Source organism: Paenibacillus sp. FSL H8-0283 (assembly GCF_045040675.1).
Lineage (GTDB): Bacteria > Bacillota > Bacilli > Paenibacillales > Paenibacillaceae > Paenibacillus > Paenibacillus amylolyticus.
Window position 1 is genome coordinate 1,763,610 of the sequence record NZ_CP150295.1, and the last position, 22,020, is coordinate 1,785,629.

General features: G+C 45.9%; 20 protein-coding genes and 1 pseudogene. 16 read left to right on the top strand and 5 right to left on the bottom strand.

Features of this window, described 5'->3' with window-relative positions; all coding sequences use genetic code 11:
• Window positions 1-38 precede the first annotated feature (38 nt).
• Together MHI52_RS07895 and MHI52_RS07900 are read right to left on the bottom strand one after the other, a co-directional pair.
• Entirely contained in the window at window positions 39-617 is a 579-nt protein-coding gene (locus MHI52_RS07895; protein ID WP_026081201.1) for a DUF1273 domain-containing protein, read from the bottom strand.
• Window positions 618-689: 72 nt separating this feature from the next.
• Window positions 690-1,838, bottom strand: a complete 1,149-nt coding sequence (locus MHI52_RS07900; RefSeq protein WP_405158789.1) for an RluA family pseudouridine synthase — start codon at window positions 1,836-1,838, stop codon at window positions 690-692.
• A 190-nt stretch (window positions 1,839-2,028) separates the two neighbouring features.
• Between MHI52_RS07900 and MHI52_RS07905 the strand changes: the two genes are divergently transcribed.
• Window positions 2,029-2,436 carry a hypothetical protein gene (locus tag MHI52_RS07905; RefSeq protein WP_036610660.1) on the top strand — a complete coding sequence of 136 codons (408 nt, stop codon included), beginning with the start codon at window positions 2,029-2,031 and terminating at the stop codon, window positions 2,434-2,436.
• A 217-nt stretch (window positions 2,437-2,653) separates the two neighbouring features.
• Here MHI52_RS07905 and MHI52_RS07910 read toward each other — a convergent pair whose 3' ends face one another.
• Complete coding sequence (locus MHI52_RS07910) at window positions 2,654-3,364, bottom strand: GT-D fold domain-containing glycosyltransferase (RefSeq protein WP_036669298.1); 711 nt, start codon at window positions 3,362-3,364, stop codon at window positions 2,654-2,656.
• Window positions 3,365-3,675: 311 nt separating this feature from the next.
• Between MHI52_RS07910 and MHI52_RS07915 the strand changes: the two genes are divergently transcribed.
• From MHI52_RS07915 to MHI52_RS07960, 10 genes and pseudogenes are all read left to right on the top strand, one after another.
• Entirely contained in the window at window positions 3,676-4,365 is a 690-nt protein-coding gene (locus MHI52_RS07915; protein ID WP_405158790.1) for a glycosyltransferase, read from the top strand.
• A gap of 18 nt (window positions 4,366-4,383) precedes the next feature.
• Complete coding sequence (locus MHI52_RS07920; RefSeq protein WP_405158791.1) at window positions 4,384-5,373, top strand: polysaccharide biosynthesis protein; 990 nt, start codon at window positions 4,384-4,386, stop codon at window positions 5,371-5,373.
• 75 nt (window positions 5,374-5,448) lie between these two features.
• Entirely contained in the window at window positions 5,449-6,852 is a 1,404-nt protein-coding gene (locus MHI52_RS07925; RefSeq protein WP_405158792.1) for a nucleotide sugar dehydrogenase, read from the top strand.
• Window positions 6,839-7,585, top strand: a complete 747-nt coding sequence (locus MHI52_RS07930) for a class I SAM-dependent methyltransferase (protein ID WP_405158793.1) — start codon at window positions 6,839-6,841, stop codon at window positions 7,583-7,585. The genes MHI52_RS07925 and MHI52_RS07930 overlap by 14 nt, the downstream gene beginning before the upstream one ends.
• Before the next feature lie 1,061 nt (window positions 7,586-8,646).
• Window positions 8,647-8,979 (top strand): glycosyltransferase family 2 protein, encoded by a 333-nt coding sequence (locus tag MHI52_RS07935; RefSeq protein WP_405158794.1) that lies wholly within the window; start codon window positions 8,647-8,649, stop codon window positions 8,977-8,979.
• Between the two features lie 2 nt (window positions 8,980-8,981).
• Window positions 8,982-9,776 (top strand): glycosyl transferase, encoded by a 795-nt coding sequence (locus tag MHI52_RS07940; RefSeq protein WP_405158795.1) that lies wholly within the window; start codon window positions 8,982-8,984, stop codon window positions 9,774-9,776.
• A gap of 444 nt (window positions 9,777-10,220) precedes the next feature.
• Window positions 10,221-12,101 (top strand): DNA helicase RecQ, encoded by a 1,881-nt coding sequence (gene recQ / locus MHI52_RS07945; RefSeq protein ID WP_405158796.1) that lies wholly within the window; start codon window positions 10,221-10,223, stop codon window positions 12,099-12,101.
• 405 nt (window positions 12,102-12,506) lie between these two features.
• Window positions 12,507-14,549 carry a B12-binding domain-containing radical SAM protein gene (locus MHI52_RS07950; protein WP_405158797.1) on the top strand — a complete coding sequence of 681 codons (2,043 nt, stop codon included), beginning with the start codon at window positions 12,507-12,509 and terminating at the stop codon, window positions 14,547-14,549.
• 486 nt (window positions 14,550-15,035) lie between these two features.
• A pseudogene (locus MHI52_RS07955) lies at window positions 15,036-15,758 on the top strand (tyrosine-type recombinase/integrase); the annotation flags it as partial.
• 91 nt (window positions 15,759-15,849) lie between these two features.
• The gene (locus tag MHI52_RS07960; protein WP_405159370.1) at window positions 15,850-15,966 is read left to right on the top strand and encodes a hypothetical protein; all 117 of its coding nucleotides are present in this window, start codon (window positions 15,850-15,852) and stop codon (window positions 15,964-15,966) included.
• 192 nt (window positions 15,967-16,158) lie between these two features.
• On the opposite strand, the gene MHI52_RS07965 is transcribed toward MHI52_RS07960, so the two are convergent.
• Entirely contained in the window at window positions 16,159-17,019 is an 861-nt protein-coding gene (locus tag MHI52_RS07965; RefSeq protein ID WP_405158798.1) for a toll/interleukin-1 receptor domain-containing protein, read from the bottom strand.
• A gap of 208 nt (window positions 17,020-17,227) precedes the next feature.
• Here MHI52_RS07965 and MHI52_RS07970 point away from each other — a divergent pair, with 208 nt between their 5' ends.
• The 5 genes from MHI52_RS07970 (at window position 17,228) to MHI52_RS07990 (ending at window position 21,237) form a co-directional block, all read left to right on the top strand.
• A complete protein-coding gene (locus MHI52_RS07970; protein WP_405158799.1) occupies window positions 17,228-17,722 on the top strand; it encodes a hypothetical protein in 495 nt (164 codons plus the stop codon).
• Between the two features lie 202 nt (window positions 17,723-17,924).
• Complete coding sequence (locus MHI52_RS07975; RefSeq protein ID WP_282318957.1) at window positions 17,925-18,401, top strand: GNAT family N-acetyltransferase; 477 nt, start codon at window positions 17,925-17,927, stop codon at window positions 18,399-18,401.
• A gap of 280 nt (window positions 18,402-18,681) precedes the next feature.
• Window positions 18,682-19,560, top strand: a complete 879-nt coding sequence (locus MHI52_RS07980) for an alpha/beta fold hydrolase (protein WP_282318956.1) — start codon at window positions 18,682-18,684, stop codon at window positions 19,558-19,560.
• 430 nt (window positions 19,561-19,990) lie between these two features.
• Complete coding sequence (locus MHI52_RS07985; protein ID WP_405158800.1) at window positions 19,991-20,431, top strand: hypothetical protein; 441 nt, start codon at window positions 19,991-19,993, stop codon at window positions 20,429-20,431.
• Window positions 20,432-20,736: 305 nt separating this feature from the next.
• Window positions 20,737-21,237, top strand: coding sequence for a hypothetical protein (locus MHI52_RS07990; protein ID WP_282318954.1), 501 nt, complete (start codon window positions 20,737-20,739; stop codon window positions 21,235-21,237).
• A gap of 271 nt (window positions 21,238-21,508) precedes the next feature.
• On the opposite strand, the gene MHI52_RS07995 is transcribed toward MHI52_RS07990, so the two are convergent.
• The gene (locus MHI52_RS07995) at window positions 21,509-21,940 is read right to left on the bottom strand and encodes a hypothetical protein (RefSeq protein WP_405158801.1); all 432 of its coding nucleotides are present in this window, start codon (window positions 21,938-21,940) and stop codon (window positions 21,509-21,511) included.
• Between the last annotated feature and the right edge of the window lie 80 nt (window positions 21,941-22,020).

A 22,020-nucleotide genomic window follows, 5' to 3' on the forward strand; every position in this document is an offset into this window, starting at 1 on the left:
AGCTATGCATGAATGGACTTCAGATAATCTACATTTTTTCAGAATGAAGAATCGTCGAAGTCCGCAATATCGTTCATGCGCTCATCCTCAGCTACAGATTGAATATCCTCTGAAGTGACACTGATGATTGTATAGTCCTCGTTCTGCTGTTTCTTCACGGCTTTTTCCTTCACAAAACGGGGACTGCCTTCACCGGCATCTTCGTCATATACGAGCAGAAGACCGTCGCTTTTACGCAGCAACAGGTCATCCCGTGCAGTGAACTGCCACGGCCCGATATAAGGTTGATTGCTAATCGCACCGTAATAGTCCACACCCGAGAGGATGGAACGGTAATACTCTTGCTTGTCTTCTTTCCATTGCTCCTCCGGGTTCTGAAAGGCAGTGATGATCGACAGTTTCAGATGTGGATACGTCTTCTTCAGATCAATCACCACTTCGCAGGCCCACAGGTCCACACCGTATTGTCCCGGCGTCAGCACCCATTCCAGACCATCTTCGACAAGGGGAGTGAGTCGGGAAGAGATGGCTTTTTTGATAAAAGGAATACCTTCATGCTTCTGTCCAAAAATCTGCAATTCATGTGCCCGGTAACCGGTGATCAACAGGTTTTTCAGTGTCCGTTCCTCCTTTCAGGCATGATCAATTGATCAGTGAATTTTCTATATATGCACACATTAGTGGTGCAGTTATTTCACAGGTGGAGTTTCTGCACGGAACGGATACAGGAATGGCTTCGGAATATCCGTTTCGAATGACATTAACTCATCCGTTGTGGGATGGATAAACGAGAGTATACGTGCATGAAGTCCGAGACGGCCAAGATCTCTTGTGCGTGCGCCGTATTTTCTGTCACCGGCAATCGGATGTCCGAGATCTTCCATATGCACACGAATCTGATTTTTACGACCTGTCTCCAGACGCACTTCCAGCAAGGAGAACTCACGGTTCGATTTCAGACGTTTGTAATGTGTAATGGCATGTTGTCCATCATTCGGACGAGAGCTGGAGTACATTTTCAGCGTTTTGGTTTCCTTCAACCAGGAAGAGATGGTGCCTTCTTCTTTGGCTACCGAACCTTCAACAAGGGCAACGTAGACGCGGTCCTGCACATTTTCCTTCCAGTTGTTTTGCAGCTTCTGCTGTACCTCTTCACTTTTGGCAAACATCATCACACCCGATGTATCCCGATCCAGACGATGGACAACAAAGATCCGGTTGAGCGGATTGGTGCGGCGTACATGCTCTGTCAGTTGGCGATAAGCCGTCAGGTCATCTGTCTTGTCAGCGGCAATGGACAATAGTCCGGCTTCCTTGCGGATCACAATGATATCATCGTCTTCATGCAAAATGTTAATACCCGTCAAGGATGGAGCAGCAACTGCACCTTCTTTTCGAATGTAGACAATCTGACCTGGCGTCAGCGCTTCATTAAACTTGGTTACAACCTTCTGATCCACGGATACCTGTCCACGGCCCAGAATGGACTTCACTGCGTTCCGTCCTGATTTCAAATGCTGCAACAGGAAGTTCAACAGTTCATCCGGTTCGGTCACTTTGTACTGGCGTGGTGGTTCCTGCTTGCGATAGTAGGAATTGCCTGGTCGTTTGGATGCGCTGGCATTTTTGGGTTTGTTGCCTCCAGCTTTCTTGGGAGCACCCGATGATTTCGCGGCTAATGGCTTCTTATTCTCCTCCGTATTGCGTGATGCGGGAGCACCTGATGTTTTGGCAGATGAGAAGTTGGACTTGCCGGAACGTGCTGAAGATGAACCTGTATAAGATTTCCCCTTGGCCGAGGCCGATGTCTTGCTGGTTGGACGTTTGCGTTTATTCATGAATAGTAATCTCCTTCTGAACAGCCTGTACCGCTTGTGTGCATACGATCCGTTCATTTTCGTTATGCAGTTCAATATACCATTAACAGTCTACAAATAAAAATAGGTTCATACAATCTGCTATACATCCAATCATAAGAGTAGTGAGATTCATAGGATAGGGTATCCCATAGCATTGGAGGTGTTACTCATGGGCGTGTTTCTCGATATGAGAACTTCGATGAACTCGGCAACCGTAGGACAGCCCGGTTTGTCACTGTCAGAATCCCCGACAGCTTTTGGCACCATTGGTCTACAGACGCAGGGTGTGGTGAATCCCATTATTACGTTGAACGGGACAGTAGGTGTTACGGGAGAACTGGGAGATACCTTTGTTGTGGAGCTTGTGCGGGGTTTTTTATATGATCCTTTCTATATCATCTACCGTGCTGAAGGTACGATTGGACAGAACGGAGGTGCCGAATTCCACTCGTTCACAGCTCAGGATCTGTCTGCACCACCAGCATTGGAAAGTGTGTATACTTCGTTCATCTCGGGGGTGTCCACAGCAGTAAGAACCGGGCCGGAGATGTTATACGGTATTGCAGCCACCGGTTAGTAGTGAAAGGCGAAATATAACAGGCAGAGTGCTTCGTCATCACTTCTGTTGACGGCAGAGTTCGCTTCATACCCCAGATACGCAAGACAATGCAACGATAGGTTTCGACTAGCGCTCAGCAAGAAACCCCCGGCTCAAGAAGTCGGGGGTTTTTGCCGTACAAGCAACTGCACGTTTCAATACAAATCACGAAACTAAAGTTTGAAACTGTCCAGGATCAGTTGGCACGGCCTTTCAGAATGATGTTGTTGGCTTTGCCAAAGTCAATGGCCACTTTGCCTGCAAGTGCAGCTGTTCGCTCCGCAAGGATAACCGCGTTGACGCCACAGGAGAAGAGAGCGACATCGAAGGTATGTTGATTATTCTGAATCCAATGCAGCGTTTCATCCATTTGATCATAGCTGTCAAAGGGCAGGGCAGTCACAATGTTTAGATTATACGGATCACGTTCGAGCATGACACGCAGAGCCTCAATCTCACGAGTAACGAGTAACACACGCTTGCCTGCAAGCATCTGCCAGAAACGCGGGTTCTGCGCCAGTTCCCGATTAACACAGGCATGACAAGTCATCGGAGGAGAGATGCCAAAGTGTGCAAATACCATGTCGGTCAGGGGTCTTTTGAGATAATCGGGAGCATTAATGGTGCTGTCACCACGAGGAAGAATGCCCACGATATCGGCACGTTGCAAGGAAGCGGCGACTTCATCCCGTAGTTTCGGGTTGGGAAGACGAAGTCCCTTTTGCCCTAAGTTGGCTTTCTTAGCCCAACGCTCCTGAAGGACCTGTTCCGTGGGCCATACGGTTTCTTGAGACATGACGATATTCTCGCCATCACCGACTCTTACAAGAGACAGCGGTCGGTGTTCCAGAAGTGCCGCTTCGAGCTGATCAAGCACACCTTCCATTTCAAGATAGATCGAATTCATTTGATGGTTGCCTCCTTTGAAAATTGAACTGTTCTATTCTATGTTGCGAATACCGTAACGATATGTACGTTCGACCCAAAGGGCGCCATCTTCGGTTGTATATCAATCTATTTATATGAAAGTTAGTACATCTGTCGGTACCGCTTCTATCAACGTTTCATACGATATAGAGTGCTGGATTCACAAGCGATATGTGGCTTGTAAGCGATCAGATAGATAGAAGATGATTTTCGTAGGAAGACGGCATCAAAACTATGAAAACAGTCTGTATCCGGTAAACGGAACTTGCAGCGTTCATGAGGAGGAATGTTATGTCCAGGAAAGTTGTGATTGAGATTAACTTTAACAATTATGGGATGGACCCGCAGCGATTAACGCGGGAATGGCTGGAGCGTCGGATGAGCATCTTCCGCACGTTCACATTGCATTGCCTGAAGGCGCAGACGAATCAGGATTTCCTCACAGTGGTGAAGTTGTCCAAGGAATCCGGGGAATTAATGCAGGAGATTCTGGCGGGTCAGGAGCCGCTTCCCTCCAATATTCGTTTTGGAACCAATATGGAGAGTGTGCGTGCCATTTTGGCGTTTGCCAAAGGTGCGGAGCAACTCTATATTGCCCGTCTGGATTCGGATGATTTATACCATAAAACCTTTGTTCAACAGCTCTACGATATTCAACCACAGCAGCAGACGATGGCATTGATTAACCAGAACGGATATCTGTGGGACAGTGTGAATAACGAGATGGCCCCAGCGTTTCACCGTTCTCCACAGTTCTATGTCTACTTATATAAGACAGCCGAATACGCAGCAGGATACCGGGTCAAGCTCCCGGGCAGAGGTACACATGGCAATGTCATTGAACTGCCGCACGAGCTGCTTGCTCCGCGCAATTATGTCAACATCGTGCATTCGAGCAATACTTCAACCAAAAAGGTACCGCCCAAAGACCGGTTAAGCCGGGATGAGATGGCACAGGTACTACGCGAATTCATGATCTGATCAGGGAGGGATTCATCCATGATTCAAGGACAAACGATTCTGATCACCGGAGGAACAGGCTCCTGGGGTCAAAAGCTGACTGAGGTGCTGCTGGAGCAGGACCCGGCTGAGATTCGCCTTCTGTCACGTAATGAATACGCCCAGATTGCGATGCAGCGAGACTTCAACCATGATCCGCGTCTGCGATTCATCATTGGGGATATCCGCGATTATCGGGCAGTGGAAGATGCATGCAGAGGTGTGGGTGTGCTCTTCCATTTGGCTGCGCTGAAGCATGTTCCGGTCTGCGAGGACCAGCCTGATGAAGCGTTCAAGACCAATGTGATCGGTACCCAGAATATTATTCGGGCTGCGATACGTATGCAGGTTGCCAAAGTCATCGATGTGTCCACCGATAAGGCGGTAGATCCGATTAACGTATATGGCATGACAAAGGCTTTGGGTGAAAAAATGATGATCCGTGCCAACTGGCTAAGTGAAGGTACCCGGTTTGTCTGCATCCGCGGGGGCAATGTGCTTGGAACCAGCGGCAGTGTTGTGCCTTTGTTCCGGCGTCAGATCGATGAAGGCAAAAGCCCGACCATTACAGACAAAGGCATGACCCGTTTTTTCCTGACGCGTACCGAAGCTATACATTTACTTCTTAAGGCGGCTGAGGCGGCCGTGGGCGGAGAGACTTTTGTGATGAAAATGAAAGCTTGCAAGATGACGGAACTTGCATCCGTCATGTTGGAACAGGCAGGTCGTCCATCCTTCGATTATAAGGTGACGGGAATACGTCCAGGCGAGAAATTGCATGAAGTCCTGATCTCGCCCTATGAAGCGCCGCGTACGTATCAATATGATGCGCAGTATTATGTCATCCTGCCGGAGCACAAGGACAAGAGCCTGACGGATCAGTACAGCAGTCTGCCACGTGTGAACTTCTCCGAGTATCGCTCGAACAGTGCCATGATGAACAAACCAGCGATTGCCCGGTTTTTGCGTGCAGGTGGCTATATCGATTAGGGTGTGTCTCAAAACTCGTTCGGAGTTTTCAGACACACCCACCGAGGGGAGGCGGAGCGTTTGGAGGTGGAAGGAATGGAAGAAAATCATGAGCATAACCAGCACGAAGGTAATGAAGAGTTACAGCAACGTGCCCTAATACAACATATTAATGACCGCTCCCTAAAAGCTGTTGTCATCGGTCTCGGTTATGTTGGTTTACCCATGGCTGTAGAGATAGCACAGGCCGGTTATCAAGTCCACGGGATTGACATCGATACTTCCAAGGTAGCCAAGCTGAACGCCGGGAATTCGTATGTCATAGGTATAGAAGATGATGTTGTGCAGTCGCTTATGCAGGCTGGATTATTCACGGCAAGCACCGATTATGCAGCGGTGGCACAGGCCAATGTCACTGTGATCTGTGTGCCCACCCCACTGACCGCCGAGCATCAACCGGATATCTCGTATATCTCGGCGGCGGTGGATGGCATGACTCCGTATTTGCAGGAAGGCAGCCTGGTTATATTGGAAAGCACGACCTATCCGGGCACAACGGAGGAACGCGTGAAACAACCGATTGAAGCGGCAAACGGCTGGCGAGCTGGAGAACAGTTCTACGTCTGTTATTCTCCAGAGCGGGTAGATCCGGGCAGTGTGCATTATGGTGTGAAAAATACCCCGAAGATTATTGGCGGTTCGACACCCGCTTGTCTGAATTATGGTAAACAGTTCTACGGCTCGTTCCTCAACGAAGTTGTTCCGGTAAGTTCAACAACGGTAGCGGAGACAGCAAAGCTGTTCGAAAATACATTTCGCAGTGTCAATATTGCACTCGTGAATGAGCTGACCCCGGCCTGTGAACAGATGGGGGTAAACATCTGGGAAGTACTGAATGCGGCGGCAACCAAGCCGTTTGGTTATATGCCATTCTATCCCGGTCCCGGCATCGGAGGGCATTGTATTCCAATCGATCCGATCTATCTGTCCTGGGCTGCAAACCGTCAGGGATCGGAGCTGCAATTCATTCAGCTGGCGGATGCAACCAATCGGCAAATGCCAGAGAGAGTGGTGAAGCGTGCCTCGGAGCTGCTGGAGCAGAATGGTGTAACTGTGCGAGGAGCACGTGTTGTACTGGCGGGTATGGCTTATAAAAAAGACATTGACGACTTGCGCGAATCGCCAGCATTGGACGTTTTTCGGCTGCTGAGTGCAGCCGGCGCAGATGTGGTTTTCACCGATCCAATGGTGCCTGTCTTCCGCAAGGATGACGGTACAGTGCTTCAATCCCGGCCGGCTACGCCGGAATTGTGGACAGGAGCTGATCTGGTGATCATTACCACGGATCATTCGGCATTCGATTATCAGGAGATGGCAGATCATGCAAAGCTGATTTTTGATACACGCAATGCAACGGCTGGATGTTTCGGGGGAAATATTGTGGTGCTGGGTCAGCCGGTTCACCGAGTGAAAACGGGAGTAACCTATGGCGAATCATGATCGAGTGAGTGAACGCTACTATGGCGAGATTAATTCGGAGGATTCTCATGAAGCGACGAGAACGCGTATCCACTGGATGTGCCGTGAGGCGACAGGCAAACGCATCCTGGATGTCGGGTGCAGTCAGGGCATTACGTCCATTCTGCTGGCACGTGAAGGATTTCGTGTAACAGGGATTGATCTGGAAGAAGAAAGTGTCCGATATGCGCAAGCTGAGCTTGCCAAAGAGTCTAGGCCGGTTAGGAACAATGTGGATTTTAGAATGCTGGATATTACGCAATGGAAAGTAAGGTCTACCTTTGATACTGTGCTGCTTGGAGAAGTGCTGGAGCATTTTGCTCATCCGGAGACGTTGTTGATCCAGATTCATCGGCTGTTGCAAGAAGATGGGACGTTGGTTGTGACTGTGCCGTATGGGTATCACCCGTTCTATGACCACAAGCAGACCTTCTATGCGGGAAGTCTGGCGATGTGCCTAATACCGTATTTCGAAGTCTTGAAACTGGAAGTTCATCATAAATATCTATGTTGCGTGGCCCGCAAACGGCCGAGTACACAACTGCATATGTCGCCCACTTTGGACCAACTGATGGAGTGGATGGAGCTGGATCATGTCCATTTTGCCGAGGTGGAACATCAGCATCTTCGCGTAATGAAACAGCGCAAGAAGGCACTGGACAGTGCGGTGGAGCAGGTGAAACGACTTCGTCGTCAGGAGAGTGGGGAAGGGTAGCTGTGAAGGTAGGGACAGGGACATATACAGAGGCAGAGACTGCGGCAAGGGTAAGAGAGGGGCGGAGCCAAACCCAAACCCAAACCCAAACCCAAACCCAAACCCAAACCCAAACCCAAACCCAAACCCAAACCCAAACCCAAACCCAAGGATAAGGACGCTGACGCTGAAACTGTGCTACAAGTAACTGCAAGGTGAAGGTAAGGATACTGTAACTGTGTTGCGAATAACTGTAGAAGCAGAGGCAAACGCAAACGTAAATCTAAACTTTAATTTTAAGACTAGGGGAAAACTCCTGCCTGCGTAAATGTGAATAGGAGAGTGCTCTGGAGCATCATTGCGGTTCTTGTTTTGAAGGAGACTAGGGCGCTCCCGCTTAGATTAAAGGGATGGTTTCGAAAGTAGCTTCTGCAAGCTTCCCAGAGCATTTGTCAGGGCACTTGTCAGATCACCTAGCTGGATCATCTCTATTCCACACTGCTGTTTAGTATGACGACAGAGCTATTCTATGTTCTAACGAATCTCACACGTCTTATTTTGATGAATTAGACGAGATGAGAAATGTAACGAATCTCAGCGGCGCTATTTCATCTGGAAGCTGCGATAAACGACGAATGGATGCCTATAATGCGAGAATAGCAGGTCTCAGATTCGTTACATTTACCAGGTGGCTGAAATACACCAAATAGCGTCACCTCAGTTCGTTAGCCAAGGTGAAGATGAAATGAATTCCGTGATCAATACCAATACCAAATAAATTGGATTAAACATTTACACGAAACGGAGAAGACAAAAAGAATATCAAGAAGTGGAGCTAAAAGCGTTCTGAATGAAAGCTGCATCGGAAGCATATGTTTCGTCTTTATCCCCGGATTTATCCTTTATAAAAGGAATTAAAAAAGTTGGGGATAACAACGATCAGAAAGTTTCTGTCATCGGAGTGTCCAGTGTAAATCTCTTTTAGTCAACTTACGATAGTACGCTGTTCGAAGTATTTAACCAACAAAAGCAAATCGTTATGACATTTCGCAATACGCGTACGACAGGAAGGGGCTCAAAACGTGATCACCATCAGTCTGTGCATGATTGTGAAGAACGAGGAACGCACGCTGGCGCGCTGTCTGGACTCGGTTGCCGGCATCGCGGACGAGATCGTCATTGTGGATACCGGTTCATCGGATCGCACGATGGACATCGCTGCGCAGTATACCGACCATGTCTACACGTATGAATGGAAGGAAGACTTTGCCGCAGCGCGGAATGAGTCATTCGCCAAGGCCACGCAGGAGTATATCCTATGGCTGGATGCGGATGATGTGTTGCTGCCCGCGGAACGGGCGAAGCTGGAGGTGTTGAAGCAGCAGCTTTCGTCAGGGGGAAGACGGAAGCTGTGATCTTGAACTACACGCTGGCCGAGGGAGCGGAGGGGAGTCCACTTGTGACGGACCGACGCCTTCGCCTGGTCAAGCGGGATGCCGGGTGCCGCTGGCATGGCCGCCTGCACGAGCAGCTTAACTTCCCGCGAGGCGAGGTCATTACGGCAGATATTGCCGTCACGCATCGCCGCGAAGCGGGACATCATTCGGCGCGAAACGTGCGCATTCTGCGCAAATGGATCGCCGAAGAGGGCGTAGCCCAAGGTCGCCTGCTATTTTATTATGCAGGCGAATGTTATGACCGCCAGCGTTATGCGGCGGCGGCACGCGGGTACACGAAGCTGCTGGAGCAGTCAAGCGGATACCGCGAGGATCGCCTGATTGCCTGCGCGCGGCTGGCGGAATGTTATGAACGACTGGGTGAGCCGGGCCGTAAGCTCGGAGCATTGCTACAGTCGTTCCAGTATGATCTGCCACATGCCGACTTCTGCTGCGCCATTGCGGCCTGTTTTCATGAACGGCAGGAACCCGTCTCGGCGATCTACTGGTATATGCAGGCGGTGGACGTGAGCAGCCGCGATCCGGGTCTGCGCCCGGTGCCTATGGCTTGCCGTACCTGGCTGCCACATGCCCGTTTATCCCTTTGTTATGCTCATCTGGGCAACTGGGAGCAGGCATTGATGCATAACACCAAAGCCCGTGAGTACTTGCCCAACGATCCCGGATTGCTTGCCAATCGCCAGAAGCTCGAAGTGGTGGTACGCAAAGAGATGAAGGAGCGGGAAGAACGTGGTGAAGTGTCACCGCGTAAGTAGGGAGACGAACTGGGACAGATGAGGACAGAAGGGTTTGAAGAGGGAGTAGAAGATAGAGAAAATAAATTGAAGTAGAAGATTGCCAAAACAAACGGCTTATCTGAGTATGAAATTTAGTCACAGAAAGATGAGAAGTACAACCAGTACGAAACAGTCTCTGGAGGGTGTGGTAGATTGTCAAAATTAAATGCAATCGTTTTGTCCAACTAGGGCAGGACGGTTGTTTTTATTTTGATGAAGGGGCTTCAAACGTTTTACAGTAAAACGCGGTTGCTCATTCGGGGCTGGGCCGTTAAACTAAAGGGAGCGGCGTTTGCTTGACGGACAAGTCATGAGAACGCCATTTTGTTGTCAAGGATGCGGGATATGTGCCGCTTTCGGATGTCAGAATCGGATCGGACCAAGCTGGTGGAAAAACACCGGTGATAAGTAAGGAGTCTTTACATGAGTGTGCAAACACCTACATTAGAAGAAGCGCAGGGTCTCCTGCAAAAATATTATGGCTACCCCGACTTCCGTGAGGGACAGAAAAAGATTGTAGCCAGTCTGCTGGAACGTGAAGATACGTTGGGTATTATGCCAACCGGGGGCGGTAAGTCGATCTGTTATCAGATCCCCGCTCTGTTATATTCGGGTCTGACGCTTGTTGTCTCCCCGTTGATCTCATTGATGAAGGACCAGGTCGATGCGTTGACGACCGCCGGAATTGCTGCCGCGTATATTAATAGTACACTTAGCGGCAAAGAAGTGAATGATCGCATCCGCGCGGCGCAGCGCGGTGAGCTGAAGTTGCTCTATGTCGCGCCTGAGCGACTGGAGCTGGATTGGTTCCGCGAGGAGATAGGCTATTTGCCGATCTCTTGCGTTGCCGTGGATGAGGCCCACTGTGTATCGCAGTGGGGGCATGATTTTCGGACAAGCTACCTGGCGGTAGCGCCGTTTGTGGACAGTTTGCCGGAGCGGCCGGTGGTTGCGGCCTTTACGGCTACAGCGACGCCCGAGGTCATGGGCGATATTCTGCGGTTGCTGCGTTTGCAGGACCCGCAGACGTATGTGACCGGACTTGGGCGGGATAATCTGGCGTTTAGCGTGCTGCGTGGCGAGAGCAAGAAGGATTTTGTTTTGAATTACGCGCGTGAGCATGCCAGCGAGCCGGGGATTATATACGCCGCGACCCGTAAGGACGTGGACGATCTGCATCAGCGTTTGTTGCAGGCGGGATTGCCCGCAGGACGCTACCATGCCGGGATGACGGACGATGAACGGTCCCAGAGCCAGGAAGCTTTTTTGTACGATGATATCCGAGTGATGGTGGCGACCAATGCGTTTGGGATGGGGATTGATAAGTCGAACGTGCGTTACGTTATTCATAACAGCATGCCGAAAAATATGGAGGCATACGTTCAGGAAGCCGGACGTGCAGGCCGGGATGGAGAGCCAAGCCAGTGTATTCTGTTATTCGGGGCACAGGACATTATTACCCAGAAGTTCCTGATTGAGCAGAATCCGATGGACGGCGACCGCAAACAGAACGATTACCGGAAGCTGCAACAGATGGTGGATTACTGTTACACAACGCGTTGTCTGCGCAGTGCGCAGCTGGATTATTTCGGTGAGGTGCATGACGATACACCTTGCGGTACTTGCAGTTCCTGTACGGACGACCGCGAGTTGGTAGACATGACGATTGATGCACAGAAAATATTCAGCTGCATTCACCGCATGCGTGAACGGTACGGTGTATCGCTGGTCGCTTCTGTGCTCAAAGGCTCCCGTGCCAAAAAAGTGCTCGATTATGGCTTCAACTCTCTGCCAACTTACGGCGTGATGGGTAATCGGACAGAGCGCGAGATATCGGAGATCATCAATGTGATGGTATCGGAAGGATATCTGATGCTGTCTGAGGGACAGTATCCGGTTGTGCGTCTGCAACCACTTGCGGTGGAAGTGCTCAAAGGCCAGCGTGAAGTGATGCAGCGTATTGTCCGCAAGACAGCGGCGACGGCTTCGGGTACGAACTATGGTGGACGCCGCGGACGCGATGCGATGCCATCTGCGGTTAATGAGACGGTATTTGAACAGCTTCGTCTGATCCGGCGTGATCTGGCGGCGAAAGAGCATGTACCATCGTACATTATCTTCAATGATGCGACCCTGCGTGAGATGAGTGTGGTATGTCCACAGACAGAACGTGACATGCTGGATATCAAAGGGGTCGGTGAGGTCAAGTACCGCAAGTACGGACTGCCGTTCCTGGAGTTTTTCCAGAAGCAATCGGGCGAAGAAGTGGATACGGATGATGATGCGTTTTACGAGTATGAGTGAGTATGAAATGAGTAAGAGTAAGAGTGAATTGAGTATGAATTGTTAATTTTCACTTTCCAATCTTTTAAGTTGGTTGTCGCGTCTCTGTAGAGTGGACAAATGGTGGCGAATTGTCTTTCAAAGGGTGGACATTGGCGTTAGGAATGGCTGACCTTATAGCATACAGCATGTAGGTTGAAGGTGCGAATTTTATACTGTATGTTGTGGTTTGGGTTTGGCGTGGTGTATATGTCTTTTTGAAAAGAGTGTCCACTCTTTGAAAGACAAAAGTTGGATATGTCCATGAGACATGGAATGGCTAGTTCAAAAGAGGTTTAGATGAACAGCGTCCGGGGCAGGATGGCTGTGCAGCTTTCTTTTTACCAAAAATATATGGTCTGGGTGTCCAGGCAAAGGTTGTGAACCATGAAGGTTATTCTTTCTACATTAAATGCAAAGTACATCCATACCTCCTTGGCCTTGCGATGTCTGAAGGCGTACAGTGAGAAGGATTTTGATATTGACCTGGCGGAGTATACGATTAAGGACCCAGTGATGAATATTGTGTCTGATCTGTATCAGCGCGGCGCGGACGTGATTGGTTTCTCGTGTTACATCTGGAACATCGAAGAGACGATCAAGGTCATTGATAATCTGAAAAAGGTTATGCCGAACGTGAAAATTCTGCTGGGCGGGCCGGAAGTGTCCTACGACACGGAATATTGGATGAACCGGATTCCAAATGTCGATTTTATCGTCATGGGTGAAGGGGAAGAGACGCTGCATCAGCTTTTGATGGAGCTGGAAGGGAGTAAGAAGTTCCACTTTGTCTATGGACTGTCGTATCGCAAAGGGGAAGAGGTCATTCTCATGCCAGGACGGCCGAAGGCGGATCTGAACGATCTGCCGTCACCACATCGATTTGATGAGGATATCCCGGAGCTTGGGAAACGGGTTGTTTATTTTGAGACCAGTCGGGGCTGTCCATTCAGTTGTCAGTTCTGTCTGTCCAGTATTGAGGTCGGCGTGCGATATTACGATATTGAGCGGACGAAGTCGGATATTCTGTACCTGATCGAGAAGGGCGCGAAGCTGATCAAGTTTGTAGACCGGACGTTTAACATCAAACGGGATTATGCGCTCGAAATGTTCAAATTCCTGATCGAGAATCATCAGGGGACAGTATTTCAGTTTGAAATTACGGCGGATATTATGCGTCCCGAGGTACTCGACTATCTGGCAGAGAATGCGCCACCAGGCACATTCCGGTTCGAGATCGGGGTACAGTCTACGAACGATCCGACCAATGAACTGGTGAAACGTCGCCAGAACTTTACCAAGCTTAGCCGGACCGTGAACAAGGTAAAAGCCAGTGGAAAAATCGACCAGCATCTGGATCTCATCGCCGGACTGCCGGAGGAAGATTACAATACGTTCCGCAAAACGTTTAACGATGTGTTTGCTCTGGGGCCGGAAGAGCTTCAACTCGGATTCCTCAAAATGCTGCGTGGCACAGGTCTGCGTCTGGATGCGGAGAAGTATAACTACACGTACATGGATCATGCGCCGTATGAGATTCTCGGCAGTGATGTGCTGCCGTTCAGCGATATCGTGCGGCTGAAGCGGCTGGAGGATGTGCTGGAGAAATACTGGAACGCACACCGGATGGACCATACGCTGAAGTACCTGATGGAGCAGGAGTTCAACTCGCCGTTTGATTTCTTCCAGGCGTTTGGGGATTATTGGGAGGGTCAAGGTTGGCAGAAGATTGGTCACCAACTGGAGGATCTGTTTACTCGTCTGCACAGCTTCCTGGAGTCGCGGAACACGCCGCATATGGATATCGTGCTCGGCCTGATGAAGCTGGACTATTTCCTCGGTCACAAATACAAACCACGCAAAATCTGGTGGGAAGATCCGCTTCAGAAAGACCAGTGGGCGGGTTATATGAAAAAGTTGGCTGAACGTCCAGAAGACGTTCGACTGCCACGTGTTGCCGGCGCCGCAGGCACGGCATGGTTGGAAAGTAGCGGCACGGGTCCGAGTGCCGCTGGGGCAAGTTCGGCTACTGCCGGAGAAGACTCTGCCGCAGATGCGGCGGGTGTAATCGGCAACGAAACCGGGGATGCAGCGTCGCTCACTTCGGGCGACGCAACAGGGTCCGCCGCGGATGGAGCGGCGGACATGGTGGACGGCAACGCTTCGCGTGCGTTGCCGATGACCTCGGCCATGACCGCACAGACGGTCATGGGTGCCCGTGCTTTCGCCGACCTTGGTCTCGGCGAAAAGGAACTGCAGAAGCACACCGTATTGGATGTGCTTCCGTTCCGGCTTGAGCGTGTGCTAGCTGGCGCCAGCCCGCTCGCCGCGAAAGGCCGGACGCTGCTGGTCGTTGTGTACCAGCAGCATGAAGGGCAGCAGGCGCAGTATTACACCCTGCCGCTGGGAGAAGAAGCCGCTACCATGTAGGTGCAGTAGCCTGACACGAGCTGCATGGCTATTGGCATCATGCAGCAGAAAGATGTGCCACGGCTTTACGGTCCGTGGCACGTTTGGGGCAGGCATCACCGCTATGTGCATGGGCAGCACCTCATCCTTACGCGGCTTGCCATTGCACAAGTCGCGCTCCGTACTACTTTTTACAACAGCATATATGTTCCGAAAGCATCGGAAGGCCGTCTGATTCCCTAGGGGATGAAGAAGGGCCTTCCTTTTTGTTTTTCGGAATGGTAGCAAAGAATAATCCATCCAATCGAAGGAGAGTGTCCTATGAATGAAGATGCAACTACCAATGAGACGATTACCATAACCAAAGGTTCCGCTGAATTACCGCACATCTACATCCCGTATAACCCTGCACATATTGAGTGGATTCGTCGGATCAAAGGTAGAACGTGGGAATCCAAACAAAAAGTGTGGATCATCCCTTACACCACATCTGCTATAAAGGAGTTCATGAATCAATTTGATTCAGAAGATGTCCAGATTGCCTCGGAGTTGTGGGTGGAAAGCGAGGATCTACAGCAATGGAAAACTAGCAAGGGAAGTAATGCATGGAGCAAAGAGCCGTTACAGAAGGCATTAACATTACGAGGATACAGCCGCAAAACGATTAAAGCGTATTGTAATCAGGTCGAACGTTTTCTAAGGAGCGTTCCTCGTGAAAGTACAGATATGACTGCATCCAATGTGCAGACTTATTGTTTAGTTTTGCTAGAGCAAGGGATCTCCCATTCAAACGTGAATCAGACGATCAGCGCAATTCGCTTCTATTGCAAACATGTACTCCATCATCCTACAGATATCCAGTATATTCGTCCCAAAAAGCAGATAAAATTACCTAAAGTCATGTCAGAAAAAGAAGTTGCTCGATTGCTCAAATCTGTAACCAATCTAAAGCATAAGACTATTCTGTTTCTTACGTATTCTACTGGTCTACGTGTTGGCGAAGTCGTTCGTCTTCAATGCAGCGATCTGGATATTGAGCGTCAGACACTTATTGTACGGCAGGGAAAAGGTCAGAAGGATCGGAGAACTCTTCTCTCCAACCTAGCTTGGAAAATTGTGCAGGAATACATTACTGAGTATAGACCCAATCGTTGGTTATTCCCGGGACAATCTTCGGATCGGCATCTTACCGAGCGCAGCGTACAGAAGGTTTTTGAAGAAGCTAGACAACGCGCAGGCATTGTAAAAAAGGTTAGTATTCATGCCTTAAGGCACTCCTTCGCTACGCACTTACTGGAAAAACGGAACAGACCTGCGCTACATTCAGGAGCTACTTGGACACACGAGTGCACGAACAACTCAGCGATATACACATGTGAGTACGAAAAATATCCAGCGTATTCAGAGCCCGCTGGATCGTTTGGATCTGGGAGAGTAAGTGCTCCTATAAATCTACCTTTTTCACCAAATTCTTCTTCGCAAATACCACAGCATCGGTTATCATAGACGTAGTTCGGATATCAGGCGGGATCTGTGGTATTTACGAAGTGCATAAATTAGATGTTAGACGAAATTTCTTAGAAAAAAAGATGACTTACTAAACGCTTAGTTTTTGTAAGTCATCAAATTATTACTTTAATTTCTCTACGTATCTTTTTAATGAGGGAACAATCTCATTTGCAATTTTTTCAATATGCATATTACTTTCACGAACAAAATACTTTAAGTCATTCAAAAATAGTTCTAGTCTTTCAGGTGCTACATCGTGGTTAACAACTGATATTATGAGCACATCTTTTCTTGAAGAATGTCTACTTAAAAAGGTCGTTAATTCAGTATCACACCAGTTAGAATTTAAAAAATCATTTGTGATCCAAAAGATAACTGCTTGTGATTTTTTGATTCCGCTTTGGATGGCTTTTGTTATGGATTCACCATAATCAATGTTTATTTTGTCAAACCATACTGGTAATCCTGCTCCAGTGAGATAAGGTATTAAATCTTCAATTTCTGATTTATCTTTGGATGCATGGCTTAGAAAGACAGGTAATTGATTTCCTAGAGCAGTTCCGAATTGGTAGCCCATACTTTCTAATTCTTCTTTCTCAGGAAAATGAAATAAAAACGAAAATTGTTCTTCTATAGGGACTTCATCCATTAAAGTAAAACTGTTAAATCTTCTGTTACCCATTTCAGTAAATAATTCATTCATAGTAATATCTGATCTGTAGCGAAGTCCTGCATTAAACATTAATTCTTTCATGTCATTAATGTGGCCTTCTAACGGATTATCATATCCTATTACAACAAAAAATTCTAAGCAATATGGGTTCGAGTTTGTGAAAATATTAACCATCTGGAGTGATGATGGATTTTGTTCCAGCATGAGTTTTTCTAAAGCAACTATTACAGGTTTTCTTACACCATAGTCACATTCCCACACGTAGTCTCTACTTAAATTATTTGTGATATTTAACCCTCCCTTAATCATGGTTCTTGTATCATTATATTACAAAGTCAAAACAAGTAAAATGTTTTGGTTATTTTAAAGGCCGATTAACTTCGCCTAACATAATATTCACGCTGCGGACATTCGTCCTTGATCCGGCATTCGCCGGACACCCGACATGCGTCGGATCGTGAATACAGGAACGTTAGGCGAAATCACTGCAAAATCAATATTTTGAGGGAACTATTACGTGGAGATCAACCAAGAAATAATAAAAATGCTATATCAAATTCAGTGGTTTAGTAAATGTGGAATAAGAGATTATCAAAGTGATACCGTAATATATACTAATTCTTGGGTTGAAGCGTCTGAACATTATAATTCTCGAGAATGGGAAGAAACAACTTTGAAGGCCAGGAATCAGTTGACTTTGTATTTACATAATAATTTTTCGAAAGAGTATTTACATTGGAATGCCATAGTCAAAGAAGCAAAGATAATTATCAATACGATGTTAAGCGAGCAACTGGATAGAACTCGAAATGAGTTCCAACTAGAGGATGTATTCAGTGAATGTGTTAGATGGGCTATCTTAAATATAATTATGGAATACAGTTATTTAAGTAAGATGAGAAAAAAATATAATAGATTTTACTCGGAACAAATAATATATATCTATTCTATAGGTCATCTGCCTTGTGGATGGGAAGGGAAATGGCCTTCAGGTAAGTTAGTGATTTTTTAAATATTGTTGAAAGCTTCTCGGGAAGGCAGTGACATCAGCTAACATAATATTCACGCTGCGGACATTCGTCCTTGGCCCGGCATTCGCCGGACACCTAGCGTTCGCTAGGTCGTGAATACAGGAACGTTAGATGAAAGCTTTAAAATCAATAAAGACTAACAAGTACTTTTGAGTGCATTTCAATTTTAAGGGGGAAACAAAAATGATAGAACTTAGGAAAATAACATTTGATAATTTTTCAGAATGTCTGGACTTAAGAGTTGAGGAAGATCAAGGCAGATTTGTAGCATCTACTATATATACTCTTGCGGAATTGTATGTTGTTATAACAAATAAGAGTAGCTTTATTCCAATGCCATATGCGATTTGTTGGAATGATAAGGTGGTTGGATTTATTGCAATGTCATATATCGTTTCTGAAAGTGAAGGTTCTGAAAATTATTATGACATATATAGGTTTATGATAGATAAACAATATCAGCGAAAAGGATATGGTAGAGAAGCAATAGAAAAGGCAATTGATTTACTTCGGACTTTCCCGCATGGAAAGGCCTCAGAAGTCGTGATTGTTTATGGACCCGAGAATACGGTAGCAAGGAAACTTTATTCTTCTCTTGGTTTTGTAGCAACAGGGGAGTTAGATGAAGATGGCGATATTTTTGCAAAACTGGTTTTATAGAGCAAGCACGATTTCTATGTAGTAATTCGAAGAAGTAGGGGCCATCATCTAACATAATATTCACGCATCGGGCATTCGCTCCTCAGTGCGACAGGAGTTGAGAAGCTAGGAAGCTGAATCAGCCAGACAACCCTGCAAGGCTAAGTGGCGGAGCCACCCGGCAAGAATCAATCGCTTCGCTTAACTGATCGGCAGCGTAAGCCTTTCGGGCTCGTGAACACAAAACGTTATAAGAAATAGCCGCAATACATAGTGACCAAACAGTTAGGAGTGAGAACTATTGCAAAGATACAGAACAAAAGAAGGTCAAAATCTAATCTATGAATCTTATGAGAAGTTGTTAACAACATGGAATGTCGTCCATGTACAAAGAGACATAATATCATCTTTTGGAAGTACCCATGTTATAACAGCAGGTTCCCCAACTAATCCTACAATATTATTACTTCATGGAACGGCGGATAATTCAGCCATGATGTGGATCTATAATATTCAACAGCTATCTGAGAGTTTCTATGTTATAGCAATAGATGCAATAGGTGGATCTGGTAAGAGTGAGCCGAATGGAAAATACTATAAACAATTTGACCAGACTGCTTGGCTTGATGAATTACTAGAATCATTAAGGATAGAAACAACCCATATTGCCGGGGTATCATATGGAGCATATTTGGCCTATCATTATGCAATAATGAGGCCATCCAAAGTTAAAAAGATTGTTTGTATGGCTAGTGGGGTTGCTAGTAGCCAGATGGAAGTGATGTTCAAAATGATGAAAGCATTCTTGCCAGAAGCTTTATTTCCGACTGAAACTAATTGCAAGAAACTATTGAGGAAGTTGAGTGGACCTAACTATTCTGTAATCGAGAATAATACGGAGCTCATGAAGCACTGGTATTATCTACTTAAATATTTCAATAACAAGTCAATGGTGGAACATAAATTAACTATATTTAATAATAGACAAATCGAATCGATCAGAGATAAATCCTTATTCTTAATTGGGGAACAAGATATATTGAGTAATTATCCAAAGTCAATAAACAAACTAAAGGATAATCAATTAAACTATAAGATAGTCAAACAAGCAGGACATGCAATAAACCACGAACAATCAAAAGAAGTAAATACAGAAATAATTAAATATCTATCAAGATAGTTTGAGAGGTTAATCAATATGGCGGAAACATCTTATAACATCGTACCTACACTGCGGGGCATAGCCCCTTGGTCTGCAAGATGGACTCCGAAGAAGTGAATTCAGCAGACAACTCTGCACCGACTAACCGTATCGCGGGCAGCCCTTCGGACTTTAAGTCGGTGTGGGTTCGTAGATACACAAACGTATACGCAATCCCTTAAGTATGTTAAACCATGAAACCAATTAATAACAAATACAGGTGAAAGAATACATTTACAACGTAGCAGTTGAAAACTAGGATGAACGGAATATTAGAAGGGGACCATATAACAATAAATTTCCACATCGTTAGTTATGCTCCTTGGTCATCAAGAGGAATACCAGAGGAGCGGATTCATAATAAAGTGCAAACTAAAGAATATTTCTATTATGCGAAAGAGAGGATCAAATGAATTATCATTTTGGTTTTTCATGGAAGGGTCTGATCATCTTTTTGTTGCCAATGATACCAAATATATTTTATTTTTTAATTCCTGCGTCAGATATATCAGGAAATAATGCAAATAGCCATTCGATTTTAGATGTTTTGGAGCACGGAAGTCAGGTGATATTTTTATTTCTTCTGATATTTGTTGTAAAAAAACAAGCATCGGAAATGCGATGTCCGTATATAATTGGTATGGCAATAATGTTGATTTTTTATTATGGGCTATGGATATTGTATTTTACAGGCAACGCAAACTCGATTATTTTTTTGGGGATGTCCGTTCTCCCGGTAGTATATTTTATATTAGCTGAGATTTGGCTTCAAAATTATCTGGCTATTATACCAACAGTACTTTTTGGTATTGTGCATGTCATTAATACATATTTGTCTATTGCGAATTAAATGGAGGACAACAATCCTCTTAAATTTTGATTGTGCGTTGAGCATGTATTCTATATCAAGGATTAAGTCCCGAATGGTGAGGGTAAAAGTAAGCCATAACTTAAGGCAGGGGTGTCCCGCGTGAGCAGGAATCTGAATGAAGCCATCGGCAAATCTCCGGTCCGAGGAACACGAGCCTCTTATAAACGGCGTAAAACATCATATTCACGTTGCGGGCATACACTTTGGGTCCGGCATACGCCGGGTCGTGAATACAGGAACGTTATAAGAAATCAGTGCAAAACATTTATTAAGGAAGTGCTTCAATGAAGTATTTTGACTACTTAAGAACGTATAAGGAAGACATTGTTAAACGGTTAGAATCTTCAATCCATGAATATAAAGTCCAACCCGTTGGTAATGGATATATTGACTGCATAGTTATGAAAGATAATTTACGAAAGTTTGTAAAGGATCTTTCAACAATAGGTATTTTTGTTTCTGATGTTACTTGGTGGTGCTATGTAAATCCAAATAACGAATCTTCAGAATGCCCACATGGTATGGGGGGGCCGGTATCAGAATATTATGAAGGCTGGTTCAGTGAATTACAAAACGAATCATATGAAGTAAATAAAAAAGAAACAGTTTCTATTATGAAAAACCATGATACGCAATTAATATATTCAATAAACGATAAGACTCTTGATAAGATTGATACCATACTTAAAGTACCATTTTGTTATACACCAACAGAATATATTGAAGCTAACAAATGTGTCATTCCAGCTGTATGCTTAACTGTCCCGGACGAATGGAAAAGATGAATTTGTGAGTGGTTTCAAGAAGCGCACTGACATCATATAACAATGTATTCACTTGCTGGTCCTACAGCCCCTTGGTTCGCCAGCGGTATTTCGGGGAAGTGTGTTCAGGCGGACACATCTGCGAGGCTAAGTCCTATCGGACCCGGCCAATTCGTGGCCTTAAGTCTCTCGGTGTCGTGAATATAGTAACGTTAGCTGAAATAATAATAAATATGAAGAGAATGAGGAATAGCAATCTCTACATCAATTTAACTTAGTAGCCAGCCTTACCTCAATCTCGTACTTCGTGATAGATACCAGTCCACGGATCAAAAACGTATGAATTTACTTTTGAATTTTTTACCACAGAAAACATATAGCCTTTTTTTATTTCATTAGATTCATTTTTTATTAACGTATTCTTCTGCTTATTAATCACATAAGGTTCTTCTAAGTTCTGAGTGACCTTATCTACCGCACTTTCATACGTGTATTGAGGAAGTGTTGTGATTACATAAATTAGAATAAATATCAAAGAGAGTGTTTGTGAAAAAAGTGCTATTTCTTTACGTTTTTTGCTTAAGAAATAACTCAACACCATGAAAAAAACTAGCACTCCAATAAAAGAAATCCCATCCAAAACATTATTGTAACGATATTGTAAAAAAATTAAAAAAGACACTTCTATCAGACAAGCAAAAATTATTAGTTTTCTATACATCATATCTCCTTTGAATAAGTAGTTGAAGCTAACATCAATTGGCGTCAATTTATCTTAACTATATATTGAGTGGACTGTTTCTA